The organism is Emergencia timonensis, assembly GCF_900086585.1.
GTDB lineage: Bacteria > Bacillota > Clostridia > Peptostreptococcales > Anaerovoracaceae > Senimuribacter > Senimuribacter timonensis.
In genome coordinates this window covers 1,014,642-1,037,786 of sequence record NZ_FLKM01000009.1, presented here as the reverse complement: position 1 = coordinate 1,037,786, position 23,145 = coordinate 1,014,642, and the positions used below count along the sequence as shown (strand labels likewise).

The 23,145-nt window shown below is 46.6% G+C and carries 29 protein-coding genes; 2 read left to right on the top strand and 27 right to left on the bottom strand.

Annotated elements, in window-relative coordinates; genetic code table 11:
* Nucleotides 1–17: 17 nt before the first annotated feature.
* Both BN6539_RS15760 and BN6539_RS15755 read right to left on the bottom strand, forming a co-directional pair.
* Nucleotides 18–341: a hypothetical protein gene (locus tag BN6539_RS15760; RefSeq protein WP_067540712.1), complete on the bottom strand. Its 324-nt coding sequence runs from the start codon at nt 339–341 to the stop codon at nt 18–20.
* Nucleotides 334–813: an RNA polymerase sigma factor gene (locus tag BN6539_RS15755; RefSeq protein WP_067540710.1), complete on the bottom strand. Its 480-nt coding sequence runs from the start codon at nt 811–813 to the stop codon at nt 334–336. The genes BN6539_RS15760 and BN6539_RS15755 overlap by 8 nt, the downstream gene beginning before the upstream one ends.
* A 246-nt stretch (nt 814–1,059) precedes the next feature.
* On the opposite strand from BN6539_RS15755, the gene BN6539_RS15750 reads away from it, so the two are divergent.
* Nucleotides 1,060–1,326: a helix-turn-helix domain-containing protein gene (locus BN6539_RS15750; protein WP_067543422.1), complete on the top strand. Its 267-nt coding sequence runs from the start codon at nt 1,060–1,062 to the stop codon at nt 1,324–1,326.
* Nucleotides 1,327–1,655: 329 nt separating this feature from the next.
* Here the strand turns inward: BN6539_RS15750 and BN6539_RS15745 are convergent, their stop codons facing one another.
* The 8 genes from BN6539_RS15745 to BN6539_RS15715 form a co-directional block, all read right to left on the bottom strand.
* Nucleotides 1,656–2,078: a hypothetical protein gene (locus BN6539_RS15745; RefSeq protein WP_067540707.1), complete on the bottom strand. Its 423-nt coding sequence runs from the start codon at nt 2,076–2,078 to the stop codon at nt 1,656–1,658.
* 83 nt (nt 2,079–2,161) lie between these two features.
* Nucleotides 2,162–2,800 carry a DUF4367 domain-containing protein gene (locus BN6539_RS15740; protein ID WP_067540704.1) on the bottom strand — a complete coding sequence of 213 codons (639 nt, stop codon included), beginning with the start codon at nt 2,798–2,800 and terminating at the stop codon, nt 2,162–2,164.
* Nucleotides 2,797–3,342, bottom strand: a complete 546-nt coding sequence (locus BN6539_RS15735; RefSeq protein ID WP_067540701.1) for an RNA polymerase sigma factor — start codon at nt 3,340–3,342, stop codon at nt 2,797–2,799. Before BN6539_RS15735 ends, BN6539_RS15740 begins: the two co-directional genes overlap by 4 nt.
* 239 nt (nt 3,343–3,581) lie before the next feature.
* The gene (locus BN6539_RS21955; protein WP_074038135.1) at nt 3,582–3,740 is read right to left on the bottom strand and encodes a FeoB-associated Cys-rich membrane protein; all 159 of its coding nucleotides are present in this window, start codon (nt 3,738–3,740) and stop codon (nt 3,582–3,584) included.
* Between the two features lie 15 nt (nt 3,741–3,755).
* Nucleotides 3,756–5,927 carry a ferrous iron transport protein B gene (feoB, locus tag BN6539_RS15730; RefSeq protein ID WP_067540698.1) on the bottom strand — a complete coding sequence of 724 codons (2,172 nt, stop codon included), beginning with the start codon at nt 5,925–5,927 and terminating at the stop codon, nt 3,756–3,758.
* Between the two features lie 31 nt (nt 5,928–5,958).
* Nucleotides 5,959–6,180 (bottom strand): FeoA family protein, encoded by a 222-nt coding sequence (locus BN6539_RS15725; RefSeq protein WP_067540695.1) that lies wholly within the window; start codon nt 6,178–6,180, stop codon nt 5,959–5,961.
* Nucleotides 6,181–6,205: 25 nt separating this feature from the next.
* The gene (locus BN6539_RS15720) at nt 6,206–6,418 is read right to left on the bottom strand and encodes a FeoA family protein (RefSeq protein ID WP_067540692.1); all 213 of its coding nucleotides are present in this window, start codon (nt 6,416–6,418) and stop codon (nt 6,206–6,208) included.
* A 128-nt stretch (nt 6,419–6,546) separates the two neighbouring features.
* Nucleotides 6,547–6,834 carry a DUF2325 domain-containing protein gene (locus BN6539_RS15715; protein WP_067540689.1) on the bottom strand — a complete coding sequence of 96 codons (288 nt, stop codon included), beginning with the start codon at nt 6,832–6,834 and terminating at the stop codon, nt 6,547–6,549.
* Nucleotides 6,835–6,957: 123 nt separating this feature from the next.
* Between BN6539_RS15715 and BN6539_RS15710 the strand changes: the two genes are divergently transcribed.
* Nucleotides 6,958–7,329, top strand: coding sequence for a metal-dependent transcriptional regulator (locus BN6539_RS15710; RefSeq protein ID WP_067540686.1), 372 nt, complete (start codon nt 6,958–6,960; stop codon nt 7,327–7,329).
* A 367-nt stretch (nt 7,330–7,696) separates the two neighbouring features.
* Here BN6539_RS15710 and BN6539_RS15705 read toward each other — a convergent pair whose 3' ends face one another.
* From BN6539_RS15705 to BN6539_RS15625, 17 genes are all read right to left on the bottom strand, one after another.
* Nucleotides 7,697–8,425 (bottom strand): hypothetical protein, encoded by a 729-nt coding sequence (locus BN6539_RS15705; protein ID WP_207645107.1) that lies wholly within the window; start codon nt 8,423–8,425, stop codon nt 7,697–7,699.
* Nucleotides 8,422–9,474 (bottom strand): hypothetical protein, encoded by a 1,053-nt coding sequence (locus BN6539_RS15700; protein ID WP_067540680.1) that lies wholly within the window; start codon nt 9,472–9,474, stop codon nt 8,422–8,424. Before BN6539_RS15700 ends, BN6539_RS15705 begins: the two co-directional genes overlap by 4 nt.
* Nucleotides 9,475–9,485: 11 nt before the next feature.
* Nucleotides 9,486–10,232, bottom strand: a complete 747-nt coding sequence (locus BN6539_RS15695; RefSeq protein WP_148484498.1) for a hypothetical protein — start codon at nt 10,230–10,232, stop codon at nt 9,486–9,488.
* A 26-nt stretch (nt 10,233–10,258) separates the two neighbouring features.
* Nucleotides 10,259–11,083 (bottom strand): hypothetical protein, encoded by an 825-nt coding sequence (locus tag BN6539_RS15690; RefSeq protein ID WP_067540674.1) that lies wholly within the window; start codon nt 11,081–11,083, stop codon nt 10,259–10,261.
* Nucleotides 11,080–11,844 (bottom strand): hypothetical protein, encoded by a 765-nt coding sequence (locus BN6539_RS15685; protein ID WP_067540671.1) that lies wholly within the window; start codon nt 11,842–11,844, stop codon nt 11,080–11,082. The genes BN6539_RS15690 and BN6539_RS15685 overlap by 4 nt, the downstream gene beginning before the upstream one ends.
* A 10-nt stretch (nt 11,845–11,854) precedes the next feature.
* The gene (locus tag BN6539_RS15680; RefSeq protein ID WP_067540668.1) at nt 11,855–12,970 is read right to left on the bottom strand and encodes a WG repeat-containing protein; all 1,116 of its coding nucleotides are present in this window, start codon (nt 12,968–12,970) and stop codon (nt 11,855–11,857) included.
* A 10-nt stretch (nt 12,971–12,980) separates the two neighbouring features.
* Entirely contained in the window at nt 12,981–13,703 is a 723-nt protein-coding gene (locus tag BN6539_RS15675) for an ABC transporter ATP-binding protein (RefSeq protein WP_067540665.1), read from the bottom strand.
* A 12-nt stretch (nt 13,704–13,715) separates the two neighbouring features.
* Nucleotides 13,716–14,099, bottom strand: a complete 384-nt coding sequence (locus BN6539_RS15670) for a GntR family transcriptional regulator (RefSeq protein ID WP_067540662.1) — start codon at nt 14,097–14,099, stop codon at nt 13,716–13,718.
* A gap of 551 nt (nt 14,100–14,650) precedes the next feature.
* Nucleotides 14,651–15,967, bottom strand: a complete 1,317-nt coding sequence (locus BN6539_RS15665; protein WP_067540659.1) for a hypothetical protein — start codon at nt 15,965–15,967, stop codon at nt 14,651–14,653.
* A gap of 29 nt (nt 15,968–15,996) precedes the next feature.
* Entirely contained in the window at nt 15,997–17,271 is a 1,275-nt protein-coding gene (locus tag BN6539_RS15660; protein ID WP_067540656.1) for a hypothetical protein, read from the bottom strand.
* Nucleotides 17,272–17,395: 124 nt separating this feature from the next.
* Complete coding sequence (locus BN6539_RS15655; RefSeq protein ID WP_067540653.1) at nt 17,396–18,523, bottom strand: pyridoxal-phosphate-dependent aminotransferase family protein; 1,128 nt, start codon at nt 18,521–18,523, stop codon at nt 17,396–17,398.
* Between the two features lie 18 nt (nt 18,524–18,541).
* Entirely contained in the window at nt 18,542–19,066 is a 525-nt protein-coding gene (locus BN6539_RS15650; protein WP_067540650.1) for an ECF transporter S component, read from the bottom strand.
* A 176-nt stretch (nt 19,067–19,242) separates the two neighbouring features.
* Nucleotides 19,243–20,220: a hypothetical protein gene (locus BN6539_RS15645; RefSeq protein ID WP_067540647.1), complete on the bottom strand. Its 978-nt coding sequence runs from the start codon at nt 20,218–20,220 to the stop codon at nt 19,243–19,245.
* Between the two features lie 31 nt (nt 20,221–20,251).
* Entirely contained in the window at nt 20,252–21,070 is an 819-nt protein-coding gene (locus tag BN6539_RS15640) for an Mrp/NBP35 family ATP-binding protein (RefSeq protein WP_067540644.1), read from the bottom strand.
* 36 nt (nt 21,071–21,106) lie between these two features.
* A complete protein-coding gene (locus tag BN6539_RS15635; protein WP_067540641.1) occupies nt 21,107–22,048 on the bottom strand; it encodes an AEC family transporter in 942 nt (313 codons plus the stop codon).
* Nucleotides 22,038–22,598: a 5-formyltetrahydrofolate cyclo-ligase gene (locus tag BN6539_RS15630; protein ID WP_242869423.1), complete on the bottom strand. Its 561-nt coding sequence runs from the start codon at nt 22,596–22,598 to the stop codon at nt 22,038–22,040. Before BN6539_RS15630 ends, BN6539_RS15635 begins: the two co-directional genes overlap by 11 nt.
* A complete protein-coding gene (locus BN6539_RS15625; protein WP_067540638.1) occupies nt 22,595–23,032 on the bottom strand; it encodes a 4Fe-4S dicluster domain-containing protein in 438 nt (145 codons plus the stop codon). The genes BN6539_RS15630 and BN6539_RS15625 overlap by 4 nt, the downstream gene beginning before the upstream one ends.
* Nucleotides 23,033–23,145: the final 113 nt, after the last annotated feature.

Here is a 23,145-nt window from a genome sequence, read left to right as displayed (position 1 = left end):
TTTTCTTCTGCTCAGTTCTAATCAGCCTTATAAGTCTTATCATCGATTTTGATTTTGATGACAAAATCTCCGTCCTCGTTCTGACTGATTTCTCCCTCCTTCAGATCCACGCTCTCGCTGCCGAGCCAGACCTTGACCCGCTCCACGATCTTATCGCCAGCCGCAGCATATGCAATAGCGCTCATGGCCAGCATCACCGTCATAATTGCAGTAAATACCAGCAGACTTCTTCTGCATCGGAATCCTGTTCCTCTTTTCTTCATCTCCATTACCTCCAAATCCAAACTGCCGGAAGCATGAAGCCTCGAAAATGTCTTTTTGTAAAGTCCCATGTTATTCATCTTTCCATACCTCCAATAGTTTTTCCTTTAATTTTTTTCTTCCGCGGAGTAATTGGGTGCTGACGGCCGTACTGCTCATTCCCAAAAGGTCGGCAATTTCTTTGATCGAATAGTTCTCATAGTAATATAGATGGATGACAGTCCTGTATTTTTTTGGCAGGTTCATCACTGCCAAAAATACTTCGCTCTCCTCCGGATCGTTCCAGACCAGTGTCTTGGCGTAGTCCTCCAACGGCTCCTTCTTCTTGAACCAGGAGGACAAGGTGACCCGCTTACATTCGTTGATCGCCACCCTGATCAGCCAATTGCGCAGGTGGTCCTCACTCTCAAAGTCCTTATTACTTTTATATAGTTTATAGAAAACTTCCTGCACCACGTCGTCTGCATCGATGGAATTCTGAAAATAGTTGAACCCAATCGCAAAGATGTGATCCTTGTATCGTTCAAATATCTCATCTATATCAAATCTCATGCCCTCTCCTTTTGTCCTCTTGAAATGCATTTCACTTATTATACCTTTGACAGAGGTAAAATGTCACAAGGAATTAAAAACTTTTTTGTCCAATCCATCACTATATTTTCGTTTATATATAGGGGATATTTTGCCTTATACGCTTTCGTCAAACACACAATGTAAGAGGTCTTAGTCTGCGCTGAATATCTTTTGCGTTTTAAAACCATACCCTTTTTAATAATAGAAAGGATAAAGGTTACAGAAATGAAATTACAACAATTGGACCAAGTAGAAATGGGAGAAAGAATTCGCAAATATCGAGAAATGTTAAATTTGACACGAGAGCAGTTGGCAGAGCAAGTAGATGTATCATGTAAGTTTATTGGAGATATAGAATGTGGCGCCAAAGGGATGTCGCTTAAAAATTTTTGTAGTTTAACACAAATATTAGGTGTATCTGCTGATATCTTGATGTTCGACAGCACTTACAACCACCGCTTGATCTGCGAGATTAGGTATTATGTAGAATAAACTGAAGCCACGAACTGTCTTCTGGCATCTTCTGGAACATTAAACGCCCTCTCGAGAGGCGTGAAAGTTTCTGAAGCATTAGAAATATAGGGTAAGGACAATTTTCTCGGGATCTAGCAAAAGTATGTGGCACAATTTGAGACTGCTAAATAATTGAAATACTGAAGTTTTAAGACATTTTATCACGACAACCAGAAGTATATGCCCCTTGAGGGATAGCTTCTCATGCAAATTGACACCATCCAAATAGTCCATGGATTGTTTGGATGGTGTCAGTATTGTGTTCTTTTGTTGCCTAGAGTTCCTGCACTTCAAAGTCAGAAAAACAGTTAATATTTCTCACTCAAAGATTTTCCGCTTATTGTTTCCACAAGACTTCCGGACTTATAAACCTTCAGGGTATATTCCGCATGATAGGTTCCTCTGCTGACAGTCTTGTTACTAGACAACTTAAAATAGCCATTCGAAAAATACACCTTGTCTGTCACAGTCTTTAAAACAGTTCCGCTGCTGTTGACCAGCTTCAGGGTGACATTGATGTAACTGATAGAAGTTGAAGATTTCGGCATAACTTTCACATAAAATAGTGCGTTCCCTCCAGTTATGACAACATTACTTTCTACATCACGCACAGCAGCAAATCTTGGGCTGATTTCTTCAACTGAAGCACTCGTCTCTTCTGCAGCAAAACATAAGCCGAAACTGCTCAACAGCATCACAGCAGCCAACCCGATACTAATCATTTTTCGCATTTTCATTCCTCCTTGATATTTTTCTATATAGGCTTAACGTAAAATCTCAAGGAAATTGGACAAACAAAAATTTTTTATCTTATTTATTTTAGGCTGTAAATAATTTTTTTCATCTCATCATCTTTCAGGTTACCTGATATCTCAATATACAGATTTCCTTTTTTCATGATATAGATACAGCTGTTAGCAGGCTCTTTATATCGGTATACGCGCACCTCCATGTCCAATATCGTTTCCGTGCTGATTTCACAATCTTCATTGTCAATCTGATGACTGAATTTATCTTCTACGCTTTCATTAATATATAGGTATTCATCTTTATTATTTTTATATATGTAAGTCATTTTGATGTCTTCAATTCCATCTTCTTCGACTAAGCTGTATCCCTTTGGTATATAATCCGGCCTATAAAACTTTACCTCTCCTGCATCAGCAGTCTTGTTCCCTTGATTGCCCGTTATCTCGCTATGCGTATCCGTTTCAAAAATAGACAGGTTGAGAAATTTTATGCCCAGGGCATTTGCGCCTATTACGAGCAGTGAAAATGTCAATATCAAAATCAGCGCCACAAGCATACATCTCTTCATCACACGTCGATAACTGATTTTCCGAAGAAACGCGGCTTTCTCTTCGGAGAAAGAATCCACGTATTTGACTCGTTCTTGATAAGCAGCTTTCCCATAGGCTTTCAATATCTTTTTCGCTTCTCTTTTGCTATTCATTTTTCTGTCCTCTCCATCTCCTCTATGATTTCCCTCAGCTTGCTTATGGCTCTCTGCATTCTCTTATAGATAGAGTCAGGATTACTGTTCATCAATTGGGCAATTTCTTTGCCAGTATAGCCTGCGCCGTATTTGTAGCAGAGGATGTCTCTGTCAAGTTCATCTAGTTCTGCCAATGCATTTATGATTTTCTCACTAAAACCATATTCATTTCCAAAAGCCTCTATATCTAAGGATCCTTCTATATTATTTAACGAATTATTTTCATCCGATTGGACCATATTTTCATTTTTTAGACTGCGGTACTTTGAAATCGTCAAGTTTTTTGTGATCGTATACACGTAATTCCTACTACGTGCAGAATAAATATTATCCAGCTTATCCATGTTTTGAGACAGAATCAAAAACGCCTCCTGCGTGATATCTTCAGCATATTGGTAATCCTTTAGAATCGAATAAGACAACGATAACATCATGTTTCTGTATTCTTTTGCTAAGTCTGAAATTTTATCGTAAATGACTTGAATAATTGCGAATAGCATGTTTCTCTCTCCCTTGTTATATGATTCTAATCGTTACTGCGATTCTCTAAATTTTATATGAAAGTCCTGGAAATGTCTATATACACGACAAAACAAATCATGCCGAAGAGTTAATAATCAGGACATATCAAAAAGGAGTGTCACCCAGATAAAATACTGATCTGGGTGACACTCCTTCTATTTGAGAAAAGTCAGATGTGTGCCCTCTTGTTGAGAGGGCACACATCGACTATAGGATTTTATTTAGAGCATTCGGAGTTTTGATCGCTGCAGTGACTGCAGCCGCCGCTGCAGCCAGCGCAGCCCTTGCCGGATTTTTTGCTCTTGACCAGCGATCTGATACTAAAGCCTGCGATGGCTGCCACCACCAGCAGTACAAGCATTGTCGAAACATTCATAAAATCCCCCTTCCCCTATGCGGCCTTCCGCTTTGTCAGCGGCATGGCCTGATTTAGCGTCTCTTCTTTTGGCGCAGGTCTGCATAACAGATACAGCATGCCAACAAGAACGATGAGGGCAGCCACTGTGCCGATGCCAAATCCGCCGCCAGTCGCGAGCGTCCAGAACTGGTAAACGCAGAGGGATATGAGATAGGCGAAGACCGTCTGATATCCGATGGCAAACCAGAACCACTTCTTGTTGTTCATCTCACGCTTGATGGCGCCCATGGCCGCAAAGCAAGGCGCGCACAGCAGGTTGAAGACCAAGAAAGAGAATGCCGCCGCTGCCGTGAAGTCCGCGGCCAGGGTTCCCCAGTACTCCGCACCGTCCTCTGCGACCTCTGCGAATCCGTAAAGGATACCGAAGGTACCTACGACGTTTTCTTTTGCTACCAGTCCTGTAATCGCTGCAACAGCTGCTTTCCATGTTCCGAATCCCAGCGGGGCGAAAACCCAAGCCAAGAGAGATCCCAGTCCGGCTAGGAGGGTCGTATCCTGTTCCAGAACATCATCGATCATGTGGAATCCCCCCTGCATACTGAAGTTGGACAGAAACCAGATTAGGATCGTTGACAGCAGGATGATGGTACCTGCTTTTTTGATAAAGGACCAGCCTCTCTCCCACATACTTCTGAGAACGATTCCGATGGTCGGCATATGATATGCAGGCAGTTCCATGACAAATGGCGCCGGTTCCCCTGCGAACATTTTGGTCTTCTTTAAGATGATGCCGGAGATGATAATCGCTGCTACACCGATGAAGTAAGCACTGGTTGCCACCCAGGCGCTACCCTCAAACAAAGCGCCGGCAATCAAAGCGACGATAGGCATCTTTGCTCCGCAAGGGATAAAGGTCGTCGTCATGATGGTCATCTTTCTGTCCCGGTCGTTTTCAATGGTTCTCGAAGCCATGACACCCGGCACGCCGCAGCCTACGCCTACCAGCATCGGGATGAAGGATTTGCCGGACAGGCCGAATCTGCGGAAAATCCGATCCATGATGAAAGCGATTCTCGCCATATAACCGCAGCTCTCCAAGAAGGCCAGCAGCAAGAACAATACCAGCATCTGCGGTACGAACCCGAGCACAGCGCCGACACCACCTACGATGCCGTCCACAATCAAGCTGATCAGCCAGTCCGCACAGCCGATGCCTTCCAGGAATGATGTGATTGCCGGCGGCACCACATCGCCAAAGAGAACGTCGTTGGTCCAGTCTGTCGCCATGGCGCCGACAGTTGCCATGGATATATAATAGACGAGCCACATGATTCCCGCGAAAATAGGCAAAGCTAGAATTCTATTTGTTACGACTCTGTCTATTTTATCGGAAAGAGTCATGTTCTCTCTCCTCTGTTTCTTCTCTACGGCCCCATCTACGACTTTGCTGATGTACGAGTATCTCTGATTGGTGATGATGCTCTCCGCTTCATCGTCAAGTTCCCTTTCGCAGTCCGCAATATGTTCTTCCAGATGGGCCAAAAGTCGGTCGTCAAAGTGAAGCTGCTGGAGCACCTTTTCATCTCTTTCAAAAATTTTGATCGCGTACCATCTCAAAAACTCTGTATCCACTTTATCTGTTATCGATTCTTCAATATGGGCGATGGCATGCTCTACACTGCCTGTAAATACATGAGGCATGTCGACCTTCTTATGTGCTTTCGCAATAGCAATTGCTTTGTTGGCAGCTTCAATACAACCCTCTCCTTTCAGCGCGCTGATTGCCATGACCTCACAGCCCAGCTTGCTGCCCAGTTTTTTCAAATCGACTCTGTCGCCGTTCTTTCTAACCAGATCAATCATGTTTACACAGACTAAAACAGGAATTCCTAGTTCAATCAGCTGTGTAGTCAGGTACAGGTTTCTTTCAATATTCGTTCCGTCAATAATATTTAAAATTGCGTCAGGTTTTTCAGTAACGAGATATTGTCTTGAGACAACTTCTTCCAAAGTATAAGGTGACAGTGAATAAATACCAGGCAAATCCTGTATAATGACTTCTTTATTACCCTTCAGTTTTCCGTCTTTTTTCTCTACTGTTACGCCAGGCCAGTTGCCGACGTACTGTGTACTTCCCGTTAAGTTGTTGAACAAAGTCGTTTTACCACTATTCGGATTGCCTGCAAGGGCGATTTTATACTCCATTCTTTTTCTCCTCTCTATTCTTTCTTAAATGTTATTGCACTTCAATCATTTCGGCGTCCGCTTTTCTGATGGAAAGTTCATAGCCTCTGACTGTCAGTTCGATGGGATCTCCCAGCGGTGCGACTTTGCGTACATAGACGTCTACACCTTTCGTCAGGCCCATATCCATGATTCTTCTCTTGGTCGGACCAACGCCGTTAATTCGAGTTACAGATACGGTCTCGCCGACTTTAACATTTTTTAATGTGTTCACTTGATTACCTCCTGGTGTATTTTGATTAAAACATTATTTTAGCAGCCAAAGCTTTTCCTAATGCAATTCGGCTGTCTTTTACCTGTAAGATTAAGTTGCCGTTCATCTCATTTACGACAGTGACTTTCTCCTCTACAACAAAACCCAATTCCGCCATGTGCTGGCGCACCTCATCTTTTCCACCGATCTTCTTAATTGTTACGGTTTCACCCATTTTCGCCATTGATAAAGGCATCATATTTTACTCCTTCATGTCCTGTCCGTTGCGCGCATTAACCTGCGGGCTGCGTATATTTTAAAGTTCCAACACAGTGATACAAATAATTTCTAAGTCCACACTTTTGTTAGCCATGACTAACTCATCTGTTAAACAAAACGGGTCCTTGCTTTCAATACTTCTGCCAGCGCTGACCCGCTGCTGCTGTGACAATGTTCAATGGGGAATCCTCCCCGTTTTGATTCCTGCTTTGCAACATTGACCATTTTGTGTGAGACTGTCGTCGTAAAGCATATTAATAAATCAGGAGTACCAATTTTTTTCTTGATTGCACCTTTTTCTTTCGTATATACTTTTGCAGTACATCCGTAGTCTTCACATATCTCTTCGTACTGTCGTTTCATGCGTTCGTTGCCGCCAATTATCACTACGCTCATCCTTTTGTCTCCCTTCCAGTTAGTGGTAACTAACTTCTGTATATAAGTTAGCACAAGCTAACCATCTTGTCAATACATTTTTTATATGTTAAAATAATTTATTGACAGGAGAGGAGAATTCTTATGAAAATACAACAGTCAGCAGAAGATTATTTCGAAACCATATATATATTGAAAAAGAGAAATGGATCTGTCAGAGCCATCGACATTGCCACAGAACTGGGATTTTCCAAACCGACAGTGAGTGTTGCAATGAAAAAGTTCAGAGAAAATGGCTTTATCACCGTCGATGAGGCCGGACAAATCGAATTGACAGCGGAAGGACGGGCTATTGCAGAAAAAACCTACGATAAGCATAACGTCATCGCAGAAGCGCTGATCGCCCTGGGAGTGGACAGAGATACCGCCTTTGAGGATTCCTGCAAAATTGAGCATTGCCTCAGCGACGAAAGTTTCAGCGCCATCAAAGCCTATCTCGCAAGCATCAAAAAATAGTTGGAGTCTGGTTCAGCAAAATGCCGTCTGACCTCGACATTAAAGTTAGGTTTTTTGTGGTCAATCAGCCCGCTCCCGCGTAACTGTCTTGAAGATCAGCGTGTTTTTCCAGGGGTATCATGCAGGTTCGGTTACTTTTCACCTCACAAAATCTATTTATCCGGTTATAAATTTATCAAAAAAATAACCGAGGGTCGTATTTGTCTCTTTTCTAAGCAAATACGACCCTCTTTTGTTGTTAAAATCGCCTTTCAGTTACGCGAATCTCTTCAAATCCCGTCAAAAAACCTAACCCTATTGTCAAGACAGTTCGCAGTATACCCCCCTCCCCTATGCAGGTGGACATACTGCGAAACGCCAATCCCATTTACGCCACATCATGCCCTGTTTCCAGCAATGCCCTGCAGCGCCTGAACAGAAGCACCGTCATGACGGCTCCGCCCGCCGCCACAGCGTAGAGCATTCCAAAGGGAAAACTGCCTTTCTCGAGCAGTGTCACAAAGGCAAGCCCCAGCAGCCCCGCCGTTGCAGCTGTGCCAACAATCATCAGCAATACCCCTTTCTTATTCCCATTGTTCTTCAAAAAACACAGATATAATGTCAGTGAACAGAGCAATCCGTCAGCGATGAGAATCAGCGGCACCAGCAGCGCTGCCAGCACAGTGATGTCCACTGTGCTGCTCTCTCTTTCCATCATCCAATAGATGATAACCTGCATCTTATCCTGTTCAAAAGCATCCGCTTCATTGTATAAAAGACTTAAAAGAATCGGGCTGCAATAGGCAATTTCTGCCATGGACATCCACATGATGCCTACGGCGAGCCTGCCCCTCAGCAAATCCTTTGCCGGCATAGGCAGCGTCATCAGAAAATGCGCTTCTTCCGTAAAGAGACTCTTTTGATACAGGCGCAGAATCCGTACAGCGAGCAAGATCACCGTGAGTATCAGCAGCCCTGTCCCCAGAGACAGACTGAATGCATCACCGTCAGCCAGGCTGGTGATCAGTCCCGCAAGGAACGCCAAAACCGTCGTCCCGATCATTCTGCCTCCTTCTCGTGTCAAGTCACAGCCGATGATCTGCATCATGTCCTTCACCCCTTCCTCAAATCCACAATCCCCTTTTTATCGCCAAAATAAACCGTAAAAAAGTCCTTATGATCTGCAATCAAATTATAAAACATCGGTTTGACCAGCCAATTGCCGTCAACATCCATAATTCCGTAATACTTGCCGTCAAAGATGACAAATCGGTCTTTCCAATGAGGCGTGCTGTTATAAGCCTCATCCCAGGTCTGATTTTCTATGATTGTCTTTCTCAGCGGCTTCTCCAGCAGTTTATGCCCATCTTTGTCAATTACATAAACGGCTTCTTCCTCGTATACGACGGCACGGTCTTCATAAAACTGCGTCCCATACACACTGTCACCCGTGGGAATGACCAGCCGGCCATTTCGATCATAATAACCTTTCTCTATTTTCATATGCAGAGGCACGTTGTCCATATTGCCATTGGCAACCTTTTCGCAGTAGCACAGGCCTTCGCTGTAACCACCGATTTGCAGATAGACGCTTCCGCCAAAGGCCGGGGTAACGTCGTTCTTCAAAATTACCTTCACGTCATTATTATACTGCCGCTCCACCAGCGAAGCCTGATAATAACCTGCGCCGATCTCCTCAATACTGCAGAATTGATCCGTTTCAAAGAGGATATTCTCGGACTCCAAAAGCTTCGCGCCGCAGATCATGTCATCGTGATCCCAATCATCAGACCAGTAAGCATCCGCAGGGAAGAGATAGCCCTCTTCTTTTCTCTGCGTCTCATAATCGACTTCGTCTTCGTCATCCACATCAAAGATCAACGCATCTTTATCATAATCCTGTCCCTTTGTGTCGATTACTTTTTCTGTATAACCGTCTGCCTCCTTTACAGCGTATGGGAAATAAGGCTCACCGTCTTTGAAGGCAACCCATCCGCCCAGGCTGTCATAATGACCCATAGGCACAGCCCAATCCAGGCGCTGGATCTCCTCTCGGACCGATTCCTGCCATTTTGCCGCCTGGTGAAAGCCTGCAAAAGCAGCAACGCCGATCAGAATCAAAGCCGCAGCCAGCAAACCTGTCCAATTTTTCCCCTTTTTCTCCATGACAAAACCTCCTAGGACAAATTCATCTTTCGATCCATCATGCGGGCGCATCCCCGGTATAAACTGTACGCGAAAGCCCATAAAAGACCCAGGCCCGCAAACAGCAGCCACAGTCCGCCCAAATGCAGCAGCACCAATTTCTCCAGCAAGAGGCCAAGACCTGCGAACAGTCCCCCAAAGATGGCTGCGCCAAAAAGGGTGATGATCCAAATCCCCAATCCCTTGAACCGCTTGAGCACCATGGAGTTGATCTCGATCTGCAGGATCATGATACCCATACAGAAGCTGCTGCCGATCAAAACCAGCGCTGGCGGCACCAAAGCCATGGAGATTCCCGCTGTCAGAGGCGAAAAACCGATGGAGAGGAGATACAGGACCGTCCGTTCCATAAAACGCATTCTCACAGCGTGAAAACCATCGTAATCGGCATAGCCTGCCGCTGTCAGCAGCAGGACCACACTGAGCAGCAAACCCAGCCACAGTCCGCCGATGAGGGCTTTCGAAAGAGTCCTCGCCCTGGCATCCACCGGCAGCAGAAGGCGGAAGGCACCTTCCGTTCCAAACATAGCGCTGCCGACCAGTCGGTTCAGACCCATCAAGATCAAAATTGCGGCAAGCAGAACCAGGATGCCCTGCATCAACACCGCAGTTCCTTTCGCATCACCGCCCAAAGAAACGATCACCGCGCCAGCCATCATAACCACAGAAGCGGGCAGCTCCCTCCTAACATTCATATAATCCAGTCTTATCATCTTCATCAGCATGGCTTCACCTCATGAGTTTTCTAGCGACTAGTATCTGCGATGCCATATCTCCCGCGATACACTGCGATCAAATAACGATCTCCGGCAAACTGCAGGCTGTCAAACACCGCTCCGGCAAGAATTTTTCCGTCCTCACCTTTCAGCCCGTACTTTTCATCTTTTGCAAAGATTTGAATCCCATTTCGAAAAGCAGGCAGTTCCCCAGCCGCTTTTTCACTGCCAGCCGACGAATCGGCTTCTGTCGGCACTGCCTTGCCTTCTATGATTCGGAAGATTTCCCTCTTCCCCTGCAGCTTTGCGGAGAAAACCCCTTCTGCAAGCCATTTCAGGCCGCTGCTGTCAGGTGCAGTATAGACGGCCTCGTTGTCTTTGTTGATAACGATCAGCTTTGGAATCTTCCAGACGATACAGTAATCGCCCACAAAACCTTCCAATCCGTCATACTCAAAAGGAATCGCGACGGAACCGTCATATCGCAGGCAGCCGAAGCGATTTTTGCCGTCTTTTCCCCTCTGGGATGCTTTCAGATAGAGGTCATCAAGCTGCGCATACTTCTCTGGGTCAGTCATGAACTCCCCCGTTTCTGTAATCGGCCGTCCGTCCTCACTGCCGCCTGTATAATCCACCACGCCGTCCGCCAAAAACAATTGATACCTGTCGTCGTATCTGATGATCCGAAAGTCATTTCCGATGTCGCAGGGGTGCAGCGTCCAGGCCAGCCGATTCACTTCTTTCATCTCTGCGTTTCTGTCAAAAGCTGTCGCAGCCGCCCTGATGCCCAGATAGAGACTGCAGCAGAGCAGGGCGCCGCACAGAAGAAACTGCCAGGTATTTTTCTTTTTCATCTCGAATCCAGACTCCTTTCCTCACCTCTCAAATCATAGCGCTGACCCAGATAGCGACAAGCGTACCGATACAGCAGTCCGCCTGCGCACAGGATTATTGCAAAACAGCAAACTGTCACTAGCAGCATACTGCATCTCCAGCCAAACTGCCAAAACAGCCAGGCGAAGAAAAAAGGGATTCCGAAAACTGCCCCTAAAAAGAGCAGATACAATCCATATCGCACGCCCTTTTTGTCACCTGCTATTAAAGAAATCCACAAAAACATGGCGCTGACAGCCAGGGCAGACAGCAGCCCGCAGAGGGGCGTCAGAAAGAAAATGAAACCCACTGCGAGGGGGCTGTTCCCCCTGATCGTCAGATAATCGACAAAATCATTTAATGTGGTGCAAAATCCCAAATAGCTGATTCCATTTTGCTCCAGCACCAACAGTACAGCGATAAGCCCATTGTATGCCGCTATCCAAAGACCTCCTGCTATGATCTTACCTGCTGCCATCTGCTTTGCAGAAAGCGGCAGAGCCATGACGCTGTGCGCCTCATCCCCTGACAGGCTGCCGATGTAAAGCGCTCCGAAACCCTTTAACATCTGGTGCACTCCAATCATAAAAAATATACAGGTGAAGCCTGCTCCAATTACCAGCCCTCCGCCAGAAGATTCCAGATACAAGAAGATGGCCAGTCCAAAGGCCAAAAGCAGCAATGAGACGCCCAGCCTTACCGAGCAAAGCTTCATATTTAAGTTTAGAGATTTGATGAACATAAAGAACACCTCACTTTACTTTGACAATGCCCATGCTGGACCTGTACTGCACGATGGCACATCCCTGGCTGACAGGTTCTACATGTAAAAAGATCGGCGGGACGACAAATTCTCCGTTCTCGTCCATGTAACCCCAGCTTTCAGGAGGCTTCTCTCCATCCTTTTTGATACATAACTGAGAGACGCCTTCCGAGAAAACACAAAACCTGACACCTACGATATCCCCTTTCGGCCGTTCCGCTATGGTTCGTCCCTTCTCATCGACAATCAAGATTCGCTTTCCCGTATCGACAACCCCTTTGCCTTCTCGAAAGCTTCCCGCTTCCCAGCCGCCTCCCAGGGAGAGCACCATCTCTCCTTTGGTATTCATATAACCGCATTGGCCGTTTTCCTTTTTTACATAGGAGACGCCGTGGTCGAACTGGTCGATGGAGCAAAATCGCTCGCCTCCCAACTTCAGGCGTCCGTCTTTGTCTCTGATCACGAGAAGTGCATCGTCATCCTTCGTCTTTACCAGTTCGCTATACAAGCCTTCCCCCAGAGGGCTTAAGCTTTGTTCATACTCTGCGTATGTACCACTTCTGCAGTCGAGAATCCTGTCAGGCTCCCCACGCCCATCGTCATAAATGGACAGCAGGCCCTCTTTTTCCCACATGACAGTTGTTTCTTCTTCAAAAGTGTAGAGCTCATTTCCATGACGATCTATGACCATATACGACAGATTCTCTCCGTTTCGAACTAAAGCATAGTCACCGTAAAAAGCCTCCGCATAGTCGTAGCGGGCCTTGATCAGTACCTTACCGTCCAAGTCCATATAGCCGTACTTCCCGTCTTCGCGGTAAATGAGCCTGTCTTTTCCCCCATATTTCAGCACGCCTCTGGCCCTCCACTGGGGCTTTCCGTCTTTTACCGTCATCACACTCATCTTATCGCCTTTGCTCACAAAAAAGACGCCGTCTTTGTATTCAATATGATGGGAGGTGCTGGGCGGCAGCACCCATCGGATTTCTCCTGCGGACTGATAATCCTTCGGATGCTCACTGGCTTTCACAAAGCCGTAGATTCCCAGGCCCGTGCACAGTAACAGCAGAATTGCCGCCATGAAGATAAAACGTTTTGCTGTCATTTGGATCACCTCAAAATATGGCTTTCATGGCCTCTTCCAACGTAGAGTTGTACTTCTCGCGGATATCGTCGCAAGGCGCGTTCATGGTCACCTGCCCCTCTTTCAAGACGATGACCGAATCAAATAATCTCTCAATTTCCGAAATCAGGTGGGTCGCCACCAGAATCGTCCCTTTTGAATCAAAGTTTTCTAATATGGTATCCAGCACGTTATCTCTGGCTGCCACATCCACCCCGCCCAGAGGCTCGTCAAGGAGATAGAGTCTGGCGTTTCGCGCCATAGCAAAACTGATCTGCACCTTGTCGATCATCCCTTTGGACATCTCTTTAAATTCTTTTTTCGCGCTGATTTCAAATTTGTCCAGAAGCTCCATAAATCGTTCTCGATTGAAATCCTCGAAAAACTCTACATAGATTTCCAAAATATCTTCTGCCGTGCGGTTCAAAGAAAATGCCGGCCGGTCGGGAAGATAGGCGACATGGGCCTTGCTCTTGGCCCCTGGCTTTTCGCCGTCAATCAGCACGGTACCTGTATAAGTGGTGTACAGACCCGCCAAAATCTTCAGCAAGGTCGTCTTGCCGCTGCCGTTGGGACCCAGCAGGCCGATGATCCTGCCCTCGGGAATCTCCAGATCGACATCTCTCAGAGCCTGCACGCTGCCGAAAGTCTTATTCAGATTTTCTACCCTTACAATTGGCGAATTCTCCACCAATCTCAATTTACGCTCTTCCATCTCAAATCCCTCTTACATCGCCTCTCCAAATCCGTCGCTCATATCAATCTCACGAAAAAATTCTTCAATCTGCTCCTTACTGAATCCCAATCCTTTCATCTTTTGCAGAAATTCACTGACGATTTTCTCTGCAGCTTCTTTTCTCACCTGATCGATGATTGCGGTATCTGTCGTTACAAAGCGTCCCGTGGTGCGCTCCGATATCAAAAGCCCTTCTCTCTCCAGCTCCGCCAAAGCACGCTGCATGGTATTGGGATTTACGCCAAAATCCTCCGCCAGCTCTCTGACCGACGCAACCTTTGCTCCTGCAGCCAGTTCCCCCGATACGATGGCCGCTCTGATCTTATCCATAATCTGCATGTAAATCGGCAGGTTCTCATTGAGTAATTTGTCCATAACTGCCTCCTTCCCTTCATGTATTATTGTATTATATACTTAATACAATAATGCTAATTTGCAAAAAAGTCAATAGATTTCTGCTAAAAAAATAAGAAACACAGATGAATATGTTTCACGGCACTATCACACTACAATAGACTTATGCTTTTTGGGTGTTTTCGGACATTTTCGCATAACGGAATGACGATTTGAAGGTTCTCGCAGGGGGGTATCTCCGATTTCAGTTACTTTTCGTACAGATTTCTTTGTTTTAAATGCCGATCAAAGCCAAAAAAAGTAACCGAATGCAGCACTTTCACAGATTCGGTAAGTAGTCCTGGCTAATTTACAGACGAATGGATTCTCATGTGGCCATAGAGTTATGCCAAAGCTTTCGAACAGCATCAAAAAGCATAACCTTATCGTAGAAAATGCGCCCCTCATACCCCCTACCCCTACATGCCTGCAGGCGATTCACTTCATAATAGATGATCAGTATTTTCAAAAACGCATCACATGAATTTTAGCAAAAAAAACGGAGTGAAATCAATCCCTCCGTTAGCGATGCTCTATTCAGAATCATCCCAGGTTTCTATGTCATAAAAATTCTCGTCCAGCGCGTAGAAATATCCCGCATAGCTGCTATAGGCCTGTCGATCCAGCGCCTGGGGTACTGACAGGTAAGGAAATTGCAATCGCTTTAAGCCATACCAGGCTGCGTCAATCTGACCGCCCACTTCCTCTGACAAATCTCCTTCGTCATCTTCCATGTACTGTCCCGCATCAAAGAGCAGATAGCCGCTGATTTTTTTTGCAGAGCGCAGGGCCGGTATCTCCAAATAAGCTCCGGGGAAGTATTCCTCATAGAATTCATCCGCATATTCTGGAATTTGCAGATTCCCTATTTCCGAAACATCTATATCCCGTGCCATCTTGCTGCCGTCTTCCCGGGTATAGATGATCCTTCCCTTGTAAACGCTTGACACCTCTCCTTGGATGGTCAGCACATCTCTCGAAAATCTTTTTTCGTTCTTCCTGCTAAACCACACCACCGTGACAAACTGGCCGTAGTCCGTCATTCCAGAAACTGCGACCACTTTCGTGTCCGCATCGCCGAACTGCGAATAGGGCTTAAGCTGCTGAAACGACCTGGCGCCGCCCAGATTGTCTATATCCTCTTCTGACAGGCACGATGCGACCTCCTGTGGCATCCCCCTCTTGACCAGGTCTTCGTAATTTGCTTTTTCCAGCGGCGTCAGCTCCGGCGCACCTGGCTGTCCAAAAAACATACCGCCGATGATTGCCAAAAGAATAGCACAGGCATATGCAGTGCAGACAACCAGCGGCCGCCGCCCTCTGGCGGGAGCATCTTGCATCAGTCTTTCCGAAAGCAGGCGCTTTTCCGCATCCAAAAGAAAGCGGTACACCCCGATCAAAATCACAATCAAGATGATCAACGCAGCCCAAAGGCCGACAACATCCAGATTTGAAAACTGTACAACATAGATTGCTATCTTCCAAACGGCCAGCCAGATCAGCCAGTGGCTGCGTCCTTTCTTAATTTCCTCTTTTTCGTATTCGAGCGTCAGTGCACTTTGCAGAAGCAGCAGTATCGCCACCTGTAACACAGTTCCTAACACAAATAAAGCCAACAGCACATGGTCTTCGGTAACAAACCTCGTACCGTTGACACCAAAGAAAATCACCTCATAGAGAACCAGCGCCGCGGAAAAGCGAAACGCTTTACGAAAGGCTTCGTTTACCTGACTGAACTTGCGCAGGTGAAGATAGAGCACCATGGCACCCGCTGCCGGCAGGATGTAGTTTAAATATAAAACGTTCAGCGATAATGATTGTAATAATATTCCCCAAAATATTCCGTTCATCTCACCCCTCCCCTTATAATAACTACATTCTATTGCAATCGATATGGCAGCACGAAAGTACAGCTGCGATGCGATGAATTGCCTCCATGAAGCACTGCAGTCTGTTTCTCATTCTTATAAGGAAATTGAATAATTTTGGCATCGAATAGTTCTGTGTAGACAGAACTGCTGACGCCCTCTGCACCGAAAGTGCCGTCCAGCATCAGATATCCCCGCACCTGATCTGCTCCATAGCGCAGAGAGAGTTCCGCATAGAGCGTCTCCGCCGTTTCCATTTCCTTCGGTTCCCTGATGAGGATCTTCCCTTCGCTCAGAGAGACTTTTGAGGCGACAATCCTTTCAGAAAACACCTTCTCGTCTTTCGTGTAGTGCACTACCCCGTCACAGGAAGTAATAGGTTCTGTGCGGCTTACCTCTATGATCTCACGGCTCAGACACTTTGAACCCTCCGATCCGCCCAAATCTCCATACCACAGCACCAGCTTATAGGAATCGACACCTGTCATGCCTGCAATGAGCCTGACTTTGGTACTTTTGCCGCCTTCGCCTTTGATCTCCGTAAAGGAGGTTACATCCGCCAGTGCCTCTGCATCCTCAGGACTCAGATCCTGCGCCAAAGCCTCTGGCATGCCCCTTTGAATCAGCCGATCTGCCAAAGCCGCGGATCCGTCGCCGTGCACCGCCATCCCGCTGGTCGTAATCCCGCCAAAAAACATGCCGCCAAAGACAGCAATGGCAATTACGAGGATATAACCACCCCAGAGCATCCTGCTGCTGACGGCGGAAGGCACGGAGGCCATGCCATCTAAACCCAGGTCGCGACCAGCCTGCCGTAACAGCCGGAAGACGCCCACCAGAAATATCAAAATGGCCAGCACGCAGATACCAGCCCCTAATTTAAAATCCGTAATCAGAAAGAAGATCAGCATGATTCTGCTTGCCGCCAGCCTGATGACAGGGGAACCTCTGAATGCCAAATCCCCCCTCCTGCGATACTGCTCCTGAATGCCTTCCATCAGATAGAAGTAAAAACAGGTCTGCAGGGTCGTGGACACTATCATGATACAGCTGTTCATAATGTCGGACAAGTTCAGCGGCGTTGCGATCACAAAGAGGATGACCACTTCGCAAAGCATCAGCGCCTTGACAAAGTTGCCGGCCATGACAAAATTCCTGCCAAACCGTCCATAGCTGCGCAGCCGCGTATAAATGAGCATGAGTCCCAGAGCCGGCAGAAAATATCCTGATAGTCCGACATCCAGATTGATCACGATCAAGAAGATGCCTATAAAAATCCGCGTCATCTTGTCCTCCTCTCTATACCGGACAAAAATTCCAGTCTTTTACATACTTCTATCTTACCAACTCCAGCAAAAAAACGCAAGGGATTCAACTCCACTTGCGTCTTAAAAATTCTTAAGATTTTGATTATATTGCCTGTTGAAACACATCAGCCATATCACAGCTCACCTGAGCACCCAGTTTTTCCAGCGTTCCCTGCAGGGCTGCCAGGGTTTCCGATACCTTCTGGGGATCAGCGTTCTCCCCCATGTGGCCGATACGCACCACTTTTCCGGCCAACACGTCAAAACAGCCTGAAATCATGATGTTATAGTCCTTTTCCATGCCGTATAGAAGCTGCTGATCCGTGATGCCCTCTGGCACTTCCAGAACGGTTACCGTGTTGGACCATCCCGATTCCAGATACAGCTTGATGCCGCCGGCAGTCAGAGCCTTTCTTGCAGCATCGGCAATCCTGGCATGTCTTTGATAGACCTCCTGGTCTTCAAAGAAATTATCCAGGGCTGTGCGAAGGCCTTTGATGTCACTGATGGGCATGGTGTAAGGGAACGCCTTTTGCTCGTAATAGTCCTTGAACAGGAGGATGTTGGCATAGAAGCTGGCAATGGGCGTTTTTCTCGCCTCCATGGCACGGAAAGCCCTGTCACTGACCCAGAGCATGGTTAGACCCGGAGGGGCTGACAGCGCCTTTTGAGAGCCTCCACAGAGGATATCAATTTTGCTGTCCGATAAGTTCAGCGGCTCGCCGAACATGCCTGCCACAGAATCGGCCACTGTCATGATGCCATAGGTATCCAGAATTTTGCTGATGGTCTCTACATCGTTGAGCACGCCGCTTGGCGTATCGCAGTGAACCACCGTGGCATATTTGAAATCGTGATCCTTCTCTAGGTATGTGCTTAACGCCTCCACTTCTACCGGTCTGTGATAATCTGTCGTGAACAGCACGGGTTCTCCCCCATAAATCCTGACAAAATCAGCAAAGCCTTTGCCAAAGATGCCGTTGTCGATGACCAAAACCCGGTCGCCCGGTTCGGTCAGAGAGGCACAGGCCGCCTCCAGACCCAGGATACCTTCGCCGCCCAGGATCAGCGCCTCGTTCTCCGTGTGCAGCGCCTTTGATAGAAGGCCGCAGGTTTCGCGATAGAAGTCAAAGAATTCCTGGTCCAGATCCGGATTGGTGCACTCCAGGCTCCTTGCCATTCTCACATTTTCTCTGACCTGTGTAGGCCCGGCTGTCATAATCTTGTACATAATCTCACCTCTTCTGCTTTATTTTACGAACTTTCGAATCTGCTGTATGAATAAAAGAACCAGAAAACCTGCAAAGCCAACCTGAATGACGTTTCCCGGAATCGATCCCAGGGGCGTGATCCAGTTTCCATACAGAATGACTTCTGCAAAGTAATACCCGACAATTTTAATTACAATCGCAAGAATGACTGATAAAAGATTGTTCAGCATCATGCTCTTAAACGGTTTCTTTTCGGCGATGAGGCCGACGGTGTAGCCCATCAGGCCCACGATTAAAAATGTAAAAGGCGCCCATGCGGTCCATCCGCTCATCAAATCAAATAGTCCCATACCAAAGGCGCCCGCAATGGCACCCGTTTTTCTGCCATAGAGCATGGCTCCGACAAACAGAGGGACATTGCCCAAGTGAATCAGTCCGCCGCTTCCCACCAGGGGCAGTCTGATATTGATCAGCCAGGTTGCCGTCAGGGTCAGCGCAATAAATAATGCGTCAATGACCAGTTCATAAGTTCTGCTTCTCTGTGTATTTTGCATTGTTGTCATCGTTTCGTTCTCCTAAGTTTCATATTTCGCTAGCAAATTAAGGATACTACAAAATTGAACACTTTAAAATATGCAATTATATATTTTTTCATATATACAGTAGTGCGGTTTTTGCCGCAAAATAAAAACTGTACCCTTTTTTCATCGGGTACAGTTCTAAAGTTTCTTCTATACAGCTATTTTTTGTAGGTGTACTGGTAATACGTTCCGCCGGCGTAGATATAGATATCGCATTTTCCTTTCTCCGCTTTCTTGGACATGTTCAGCACGCCGTAAGTCGTCCGGCTCGTTCCAGCCGATAGCTTTTCGTACTGGGTGATATTGGCTTTTTTCTCGTCGTCAGATACCACAGTGCCGGCATTGGAGATTCCATCATAAAACGCAGTAACGCCGTAGAAGTCGTAAGCATTTTTCTCTTTCTCAGAAAGATTCTTTGTCTTCATGTTTACAACTAGCAGCTTATTATCAGCACCTTGTGCTTTGTAATAATTGTAGTAATATCCCGGATTGGAAGGGACAATTTTGCTCAGGAATTTCACGCTGGTCGGTGTCAGTTCGCAAAGTCCGTCTACAGTGATCTTTTTGTTCAATTCCAGCTTTTCTGTCACTGCAAAAGGTTTTGTCGTATCGATGGTCAGTTTGTGATTATAGATCGGCTCATCGCCATCCTTGGTAAATGCAAACTCGGCAAGTGTTTCTTTATTTGCAGCAGAAGTGTCTATTTCGGTAATGAAATAGAAGGTCTCTGTAGCTCCGGCTTTTAGAGTTACGCTGCTCGACAGTTTTGTTTCATTGTCGGTGAGCGCATTGATCATGTTCGCAGTAAAAGTATCCTCTCCCACGCTGAGTCTGAAGGCGCATAAGTCGCTGGCTTTGATGTCTTCTTCGCCCAGGTTTTTCACCTTTGCAACAACCGTGGCATAGGATTTACCACTTTTTGCAGTAAAACCCATAGGATAGCTGCCGCTTACAGGCGGAAACACTTTATCCGCGACCAAAACGTTGACCGGGGTGAATTCTAGGTCTTCTCCGATGGTCGTTTTCTCCCCCAGCTTCATGGTTACTTCTTTTTCGCCTCCGCAGGCGTAGATTGCAAAAATTGTACAGACTGCCAGTGCGAGCACTACGGCTTTTTTTAACGTATCTTTCTTCATCGTGTTCTCCCTTCTAAACCAAGAGGATCTGTTAGAGCTGCTCTGCCAGCTTTTCGATCTCTTCACATGCGAAGGATTCAATCTGGCCCATATCGCAGGCTTTGGCAACTTCACTATCCAGCGGCAATTTAACTACGTGTTTTACTCCATGGGTTGCTGCAATATCTTCTATGTGGCTGTCACCAAAGATCTTGTGTTCTTTGCCGCAGTCCGGACACTTGTAATAAGACATATTCTCCACGATGCCCAGCACTGGAATTTCCATCAAGTCTGCCATCTTTACAGCTTTTTCTACAATCATAGAAACCAGTTCCTGCGGTGAAGTCACGATGATGATGCCGTCGACTGGCAGGGACTGATAAACAGTCAATGCTACGTCTCCAGTTCCAGGAGGCATATCCACGAACATCACGTCAACATCTCCCCAGGTTACATCGCTCCAGAACTGTTCCACGACGCCGCCCAGGATCGGTCCTCTCCAAACGACAGGATCTGTGTCATTCTCCAAGAGCAAGTTGATAGACATGGCTTTGATGCCTGTCTCTGTTACGGCCGGCAAAATCATCTGATCGTTGCCCTGTGCTCTCTCCTTAATGCCAAATGCCTTTGGAATGGAAGGTCCTGTAATATCTGCATCCAAAACAGCTACGTTCTTGCCCTGTTTTCTGGCTGCTACTGCCAGCATGGAAGTAACGGATGACTTTCCGACTCCGCCTTTGCCGCTGACAATACCGATTACTTTTCTCACATCTGAAAGATCGTTCATCGGTGCTTTCTGGATGCCAGGATTCTCCTGTCTTTCGTCGCAGCTAACGCCACATGATCCACAATCATGATTACAATCACTCATAATACTAATCTCCTCTTCTCTTTAGATAATTATATTTTAAAACATTCCCAGATTTTTATAAAGGAATATCCAAAAAAACATAGTAAAACATGCAAATGCCGAGGAAAAGACGACGCAGTTCCCCGCCAGTTCGCTGTCGCTTTCCATGGTTTCGGCCATGGTAAAGGACGACACCGCCGTCGGTGATGCGAAAATCGCGATCAAGGTAACAAAGGCGATACCTCGAAATCCAAAAAATGCCGCAGCGCCGAGTCCTGCCGCCGGGACGACGATCAGTCTTGCGATGACACAGATGACCAGGTTTTTCCTGCACCTTTCGATACTGGTGATGTTGAAAGATGCACCCAGGATCACCAAAGCCATGGGCATTGCAACTGCTGACATATCGCTGACTACGGTCTCTAAGACCGATGGCAGCTTTATTTCTCCCAATACTGCAATGATACCTGCTGCCGCGCCCAAAATCAAGGGGTTTGTTGCCAGCTTTCTTAATATATTGACAGGATCGGGTTTTCCGCCTCTGAATACTTCCAGCGTCGTAACTGCCAGAATGTTATATATGGGAACGATGACGGACACCATCATCGCTGTCACCGCCAGGTTTCCGTGTCCAAACATGTTCACAGCGATGGGAATTCCCATGATGACAAAATTGCTCCGATAGATGGCTTGTATCATCGCGCCTCTGCTCTTCGGCTCTTTTTCAACTCGCAGGACGACGAGCAGAGTGATCAGGTACTCAATCAAAACTGCAGCAACACCAAAGGCGATCAGCTTTCCGTCCAGAGCCTCTTTGATGTCTGAACCGTACAGGTTGCGGAACATCATGACAGGAAAGAATACGACGAACACCATGTGATTCAAGTGTCTGACTTCTTCGGCTCCCAGCAGCCGGTATCTTTTGACCAGCATGCCGACTCCCATCAGTATGAACATGGGCAGCACCGCCTCCAATGAGATGACAAAATTATTCAGCATCTGTAATCACACTGTCAGCCTTTTGGTCGTGATCGTCCATAGGAATATTACCCGATATCAGCTTTTCAAAACAGATCATGCACGTGGGGAATTTCGTTCCCTTTAGAAATCTGTCGTAATAACCTTTGCCGTGTCCCAGCCTATTTCCCTGATAGTCGCAGGTCACACAGGGCAATACGGCAAAATCGATTTCGCCCGCTTCGATTAGCGGCAGCTCCGGCAACGGCTCCAAAATGCCGAACACGCCAGGTTTCAGGTCTTTGTTCAGATCACTGATCTGGCGGACTTCCATGATGCCGTCAGCTACGCAAAGCGGCACGCCCACCCGCTTGCCACTTTCCAGGGCATCCTGCAGGATTTTGACGGTATCCGGCTCTCCTCTGGTTCCCACAAAACAAAATACGGTTTTGGCCGTCCGATAGGCTGGTTCTGCCATCACTCTTTCGCAAATGATTTCGCTGGCCTTTTGGCAGTAGCCTTGTTCCAGCAGCGCTATCCTCGCCTTGATTTCTTTTCTTAAGTTTTTCTTTATTTCAATCTGATTCATCATTTATAGAACTGGCATCCTCTGCATTCCGGCCGCTTTGGATTTTCCGGGTCGCAGTGAAGAGGAAGAATCCGCAGGTCGTGGCTCAGCTTATCTCCCATCAGTGATTTGAGCGCCGCGATCTGGCACAGCGTGCCCACGAATTCCGTAACAGTGCCCGATTTGACTTTTCTCATGGTCTCACGATAAACTTTCGCCATATCTCTATGGTAGTATTCGTCATTGAATTCGTAGAACTCCTCGAAGGTCGGCAATTCTACAGGGTTGTAAATCGGACAGTACAAAATGCAGTTGTTGCATTTCTGACATCCGTCCTCATTCTTGATCGGTTTCTTGGTACCATTCTCGTCTTTTACAATCTTGATGCACGCGTGCTTGCAGCCCAAAACACAGGCCTCACAGCCGTTGCAGTTCTTTACTTTATCTGTCAATTGCATGAAATATCAGCTCCTTTGTTTGGTCAAAATAGTGAAAGTGCGGCGACCCCGGAAGATCGTGGAAGCATTTTAACATGAATATACCTTTGAGAATTGAATTGGAATTCATGTTT

Coding starts and splice junctions, on each gene's coding strand:
- BN6539_RS15645 (WP_067540647.1), bottom strand. CDS start 20,220: ATGAAGAAAGATACGTTAAAAAAAGCCGTAGTGCTCGCACTGGCAGTC.
- BN6539_RS15655 (WP_067540653.1), bottom strand. CDS start 18,523: ATGTACAAGATTATGACAGCCGGGCCTACACAGGTCAGAGAAAATGTG.
- BN6539_RS15755 (WP_067540710.1), bottom strand. CDS start 813: ATGAGATTTGATATAGATGAGATATTTGAACGATACAAGGATCACATC.
- feoB (WP_067540698.1), bottom strand. CDS start 5,927: ATGGAGTATAAAATCGCCCTTGCAGGCAATCCGAATAGTGGTAAAACG.
- BN6539_RS15650 (WP_067540650.1), bottom strand. CDS start 19,066: ATGACAACAATGCAAAATACACAGAGAAGCAGAACTTATGAACTGGTC.
- BN6539_RS15720 (WP_067540692.1), bottom strand. CDS start 6,418: ATGATGCCTTTATCAATGGCGAAAATGGGTGAAACCGTAACAATTAAG.
- BN6539_RS15630 (WP_242869423.1), bottom strand. CDS start 22,598: ATGATGAATCAGATTGAAATAAAGAAAAACTTAAGAAAAGAAATCAAG.
- BN6539_RS15700 (WP_067540680.1), bottom strand. CDS start 9,474: ATGGAGAAAAAGGGGAAAAATTGGACAGGTTTGCTGGCTGCGGCTTTG.
- BN6539_RS15675 (WP_067540665.1), bottom strand. CDS start 13,703: ATGGAAGAGCGTAAATTGAGATTGGTGGAGAATTCGCCAATTGTAAGG.
- BN6539_RS15680 (WP_067540668.1), bottom strand. CDS start 12,970: ATGACAGCAAAACGTTTTATCTTCATGGCGGCAATTCTGCTGTTACTG.
- BN6539_RS15635 (WP_067540641.1), bottom strand. CDS start 22,048: ATGCTGAATAATTTTGTCATCTCATTGGAGGCGGTGCTGCCCATGTTC.
- BN6539_RS15690 (WP_067540674.1), bottom strand. CDS start 11,083: ATGAAAAAGAAAAATACCTGGCAGTTTCTTCTGTGCGGCGCCCTGCTC.
- BN6539_RS15665 (WP_067540659.1), bottom strand. CDS start 15,967: ATGAACGGAATATTTTGGGGAATATTATTACAATCATTATCGCTGAAC.
- BN6539_RS15660 (WP_067540656.1), bottom strand. CDS start 17,271: ATGACGCGGATTTTTATAGGCATCTTCTTGATCGTGATCAATCTGGAT.
- BN6539_RS15745 (WP_067540707.1), bottom strand. CDS start 2,078: ATGCGAAAAATGATTAGTATCGGGTTGGCTGCTGTGATGCTGTTGAGC.
- BN6539_RS15685 (WP_067540671.1), bottom strand. CDS start 11,844: ATGTTCATCAAATCTCTAAACTTAAATATGAAGCTTTGCTCGGTAAGG.
- BN6539_RS15625 (WP_067540638.1), bottom strand. CDS start 23,032: ATGCAATTGACAGATAAAGTAAAGAACTGCAACGGCTGTGAGGCCTGT.
- BN6539_RS15710 (WP_067540686.1), top strand. CDS start 6,958: ATGAAAATACAACAGTCAGCAGAAGATTATTTCGAAACCATATATATA.
- BN6539_RS15695 (WP_148484498.1), bottom strand. CDS start 10,232: ATGAAGATGATAAGACTGGATTATATGAATGTTAGGAGGGAGCTGCCC.
- BN6539_RS15640 (WP_067540644.1), bottom strand. CDS start 21,070: ATGAGTGATTGTAATCATGATTGTGGATCATGTGGCGTTAGCTGCGAC.
- BN6539_RS15760 (WP_067540712.1), bottom strand. CDS start 341: ATGAATAACATGGGACTTTACAAAAAGACATTTTCGAGGCTTCATGCT.
- BN6539_RS15715 (WP_067540689.1), bottom strand. CDS start 6,834: ATGAGCGTAGTGATAATTGGCGGCAACGAACGCATGAAACGACAGTAC.
- BN6539_RS21955 (WP_074038135.1), bottom strand. CDS start 3,740: ATGAATGTTTCGACAATGCTTGTACTGCTGGTGGTGGCAGCCATCGCA.
- BN6539_RS15750 (WP_067543422.1), top strand. CDS start 1,060: ATGAAATTACAACAATTGGACCAAGTAGAAATGGGAGAAAGAATTCGC.
- BN6539_RS15735 (WP_067540701.1), bottom strand. CDS start 3,342: ATGCTATTCGCAATTATTCAAGTCATTTACGATAAAATTTCAGACTTA.
- BN6539_RS15670 (WP_067540662.1), bottom strand. CDS start 14,099: ATGGACAAATTACTCAATGAGAACCTGCCGATTTACATGCAGATTATG.
- BN6539_RS15740 (WP_067540704.1), bottom strand. CDS start 2,800: ATGAATAGCAAAAGAGAAGCGAAAAAGATATTGAAAGCCTATGGGAAA.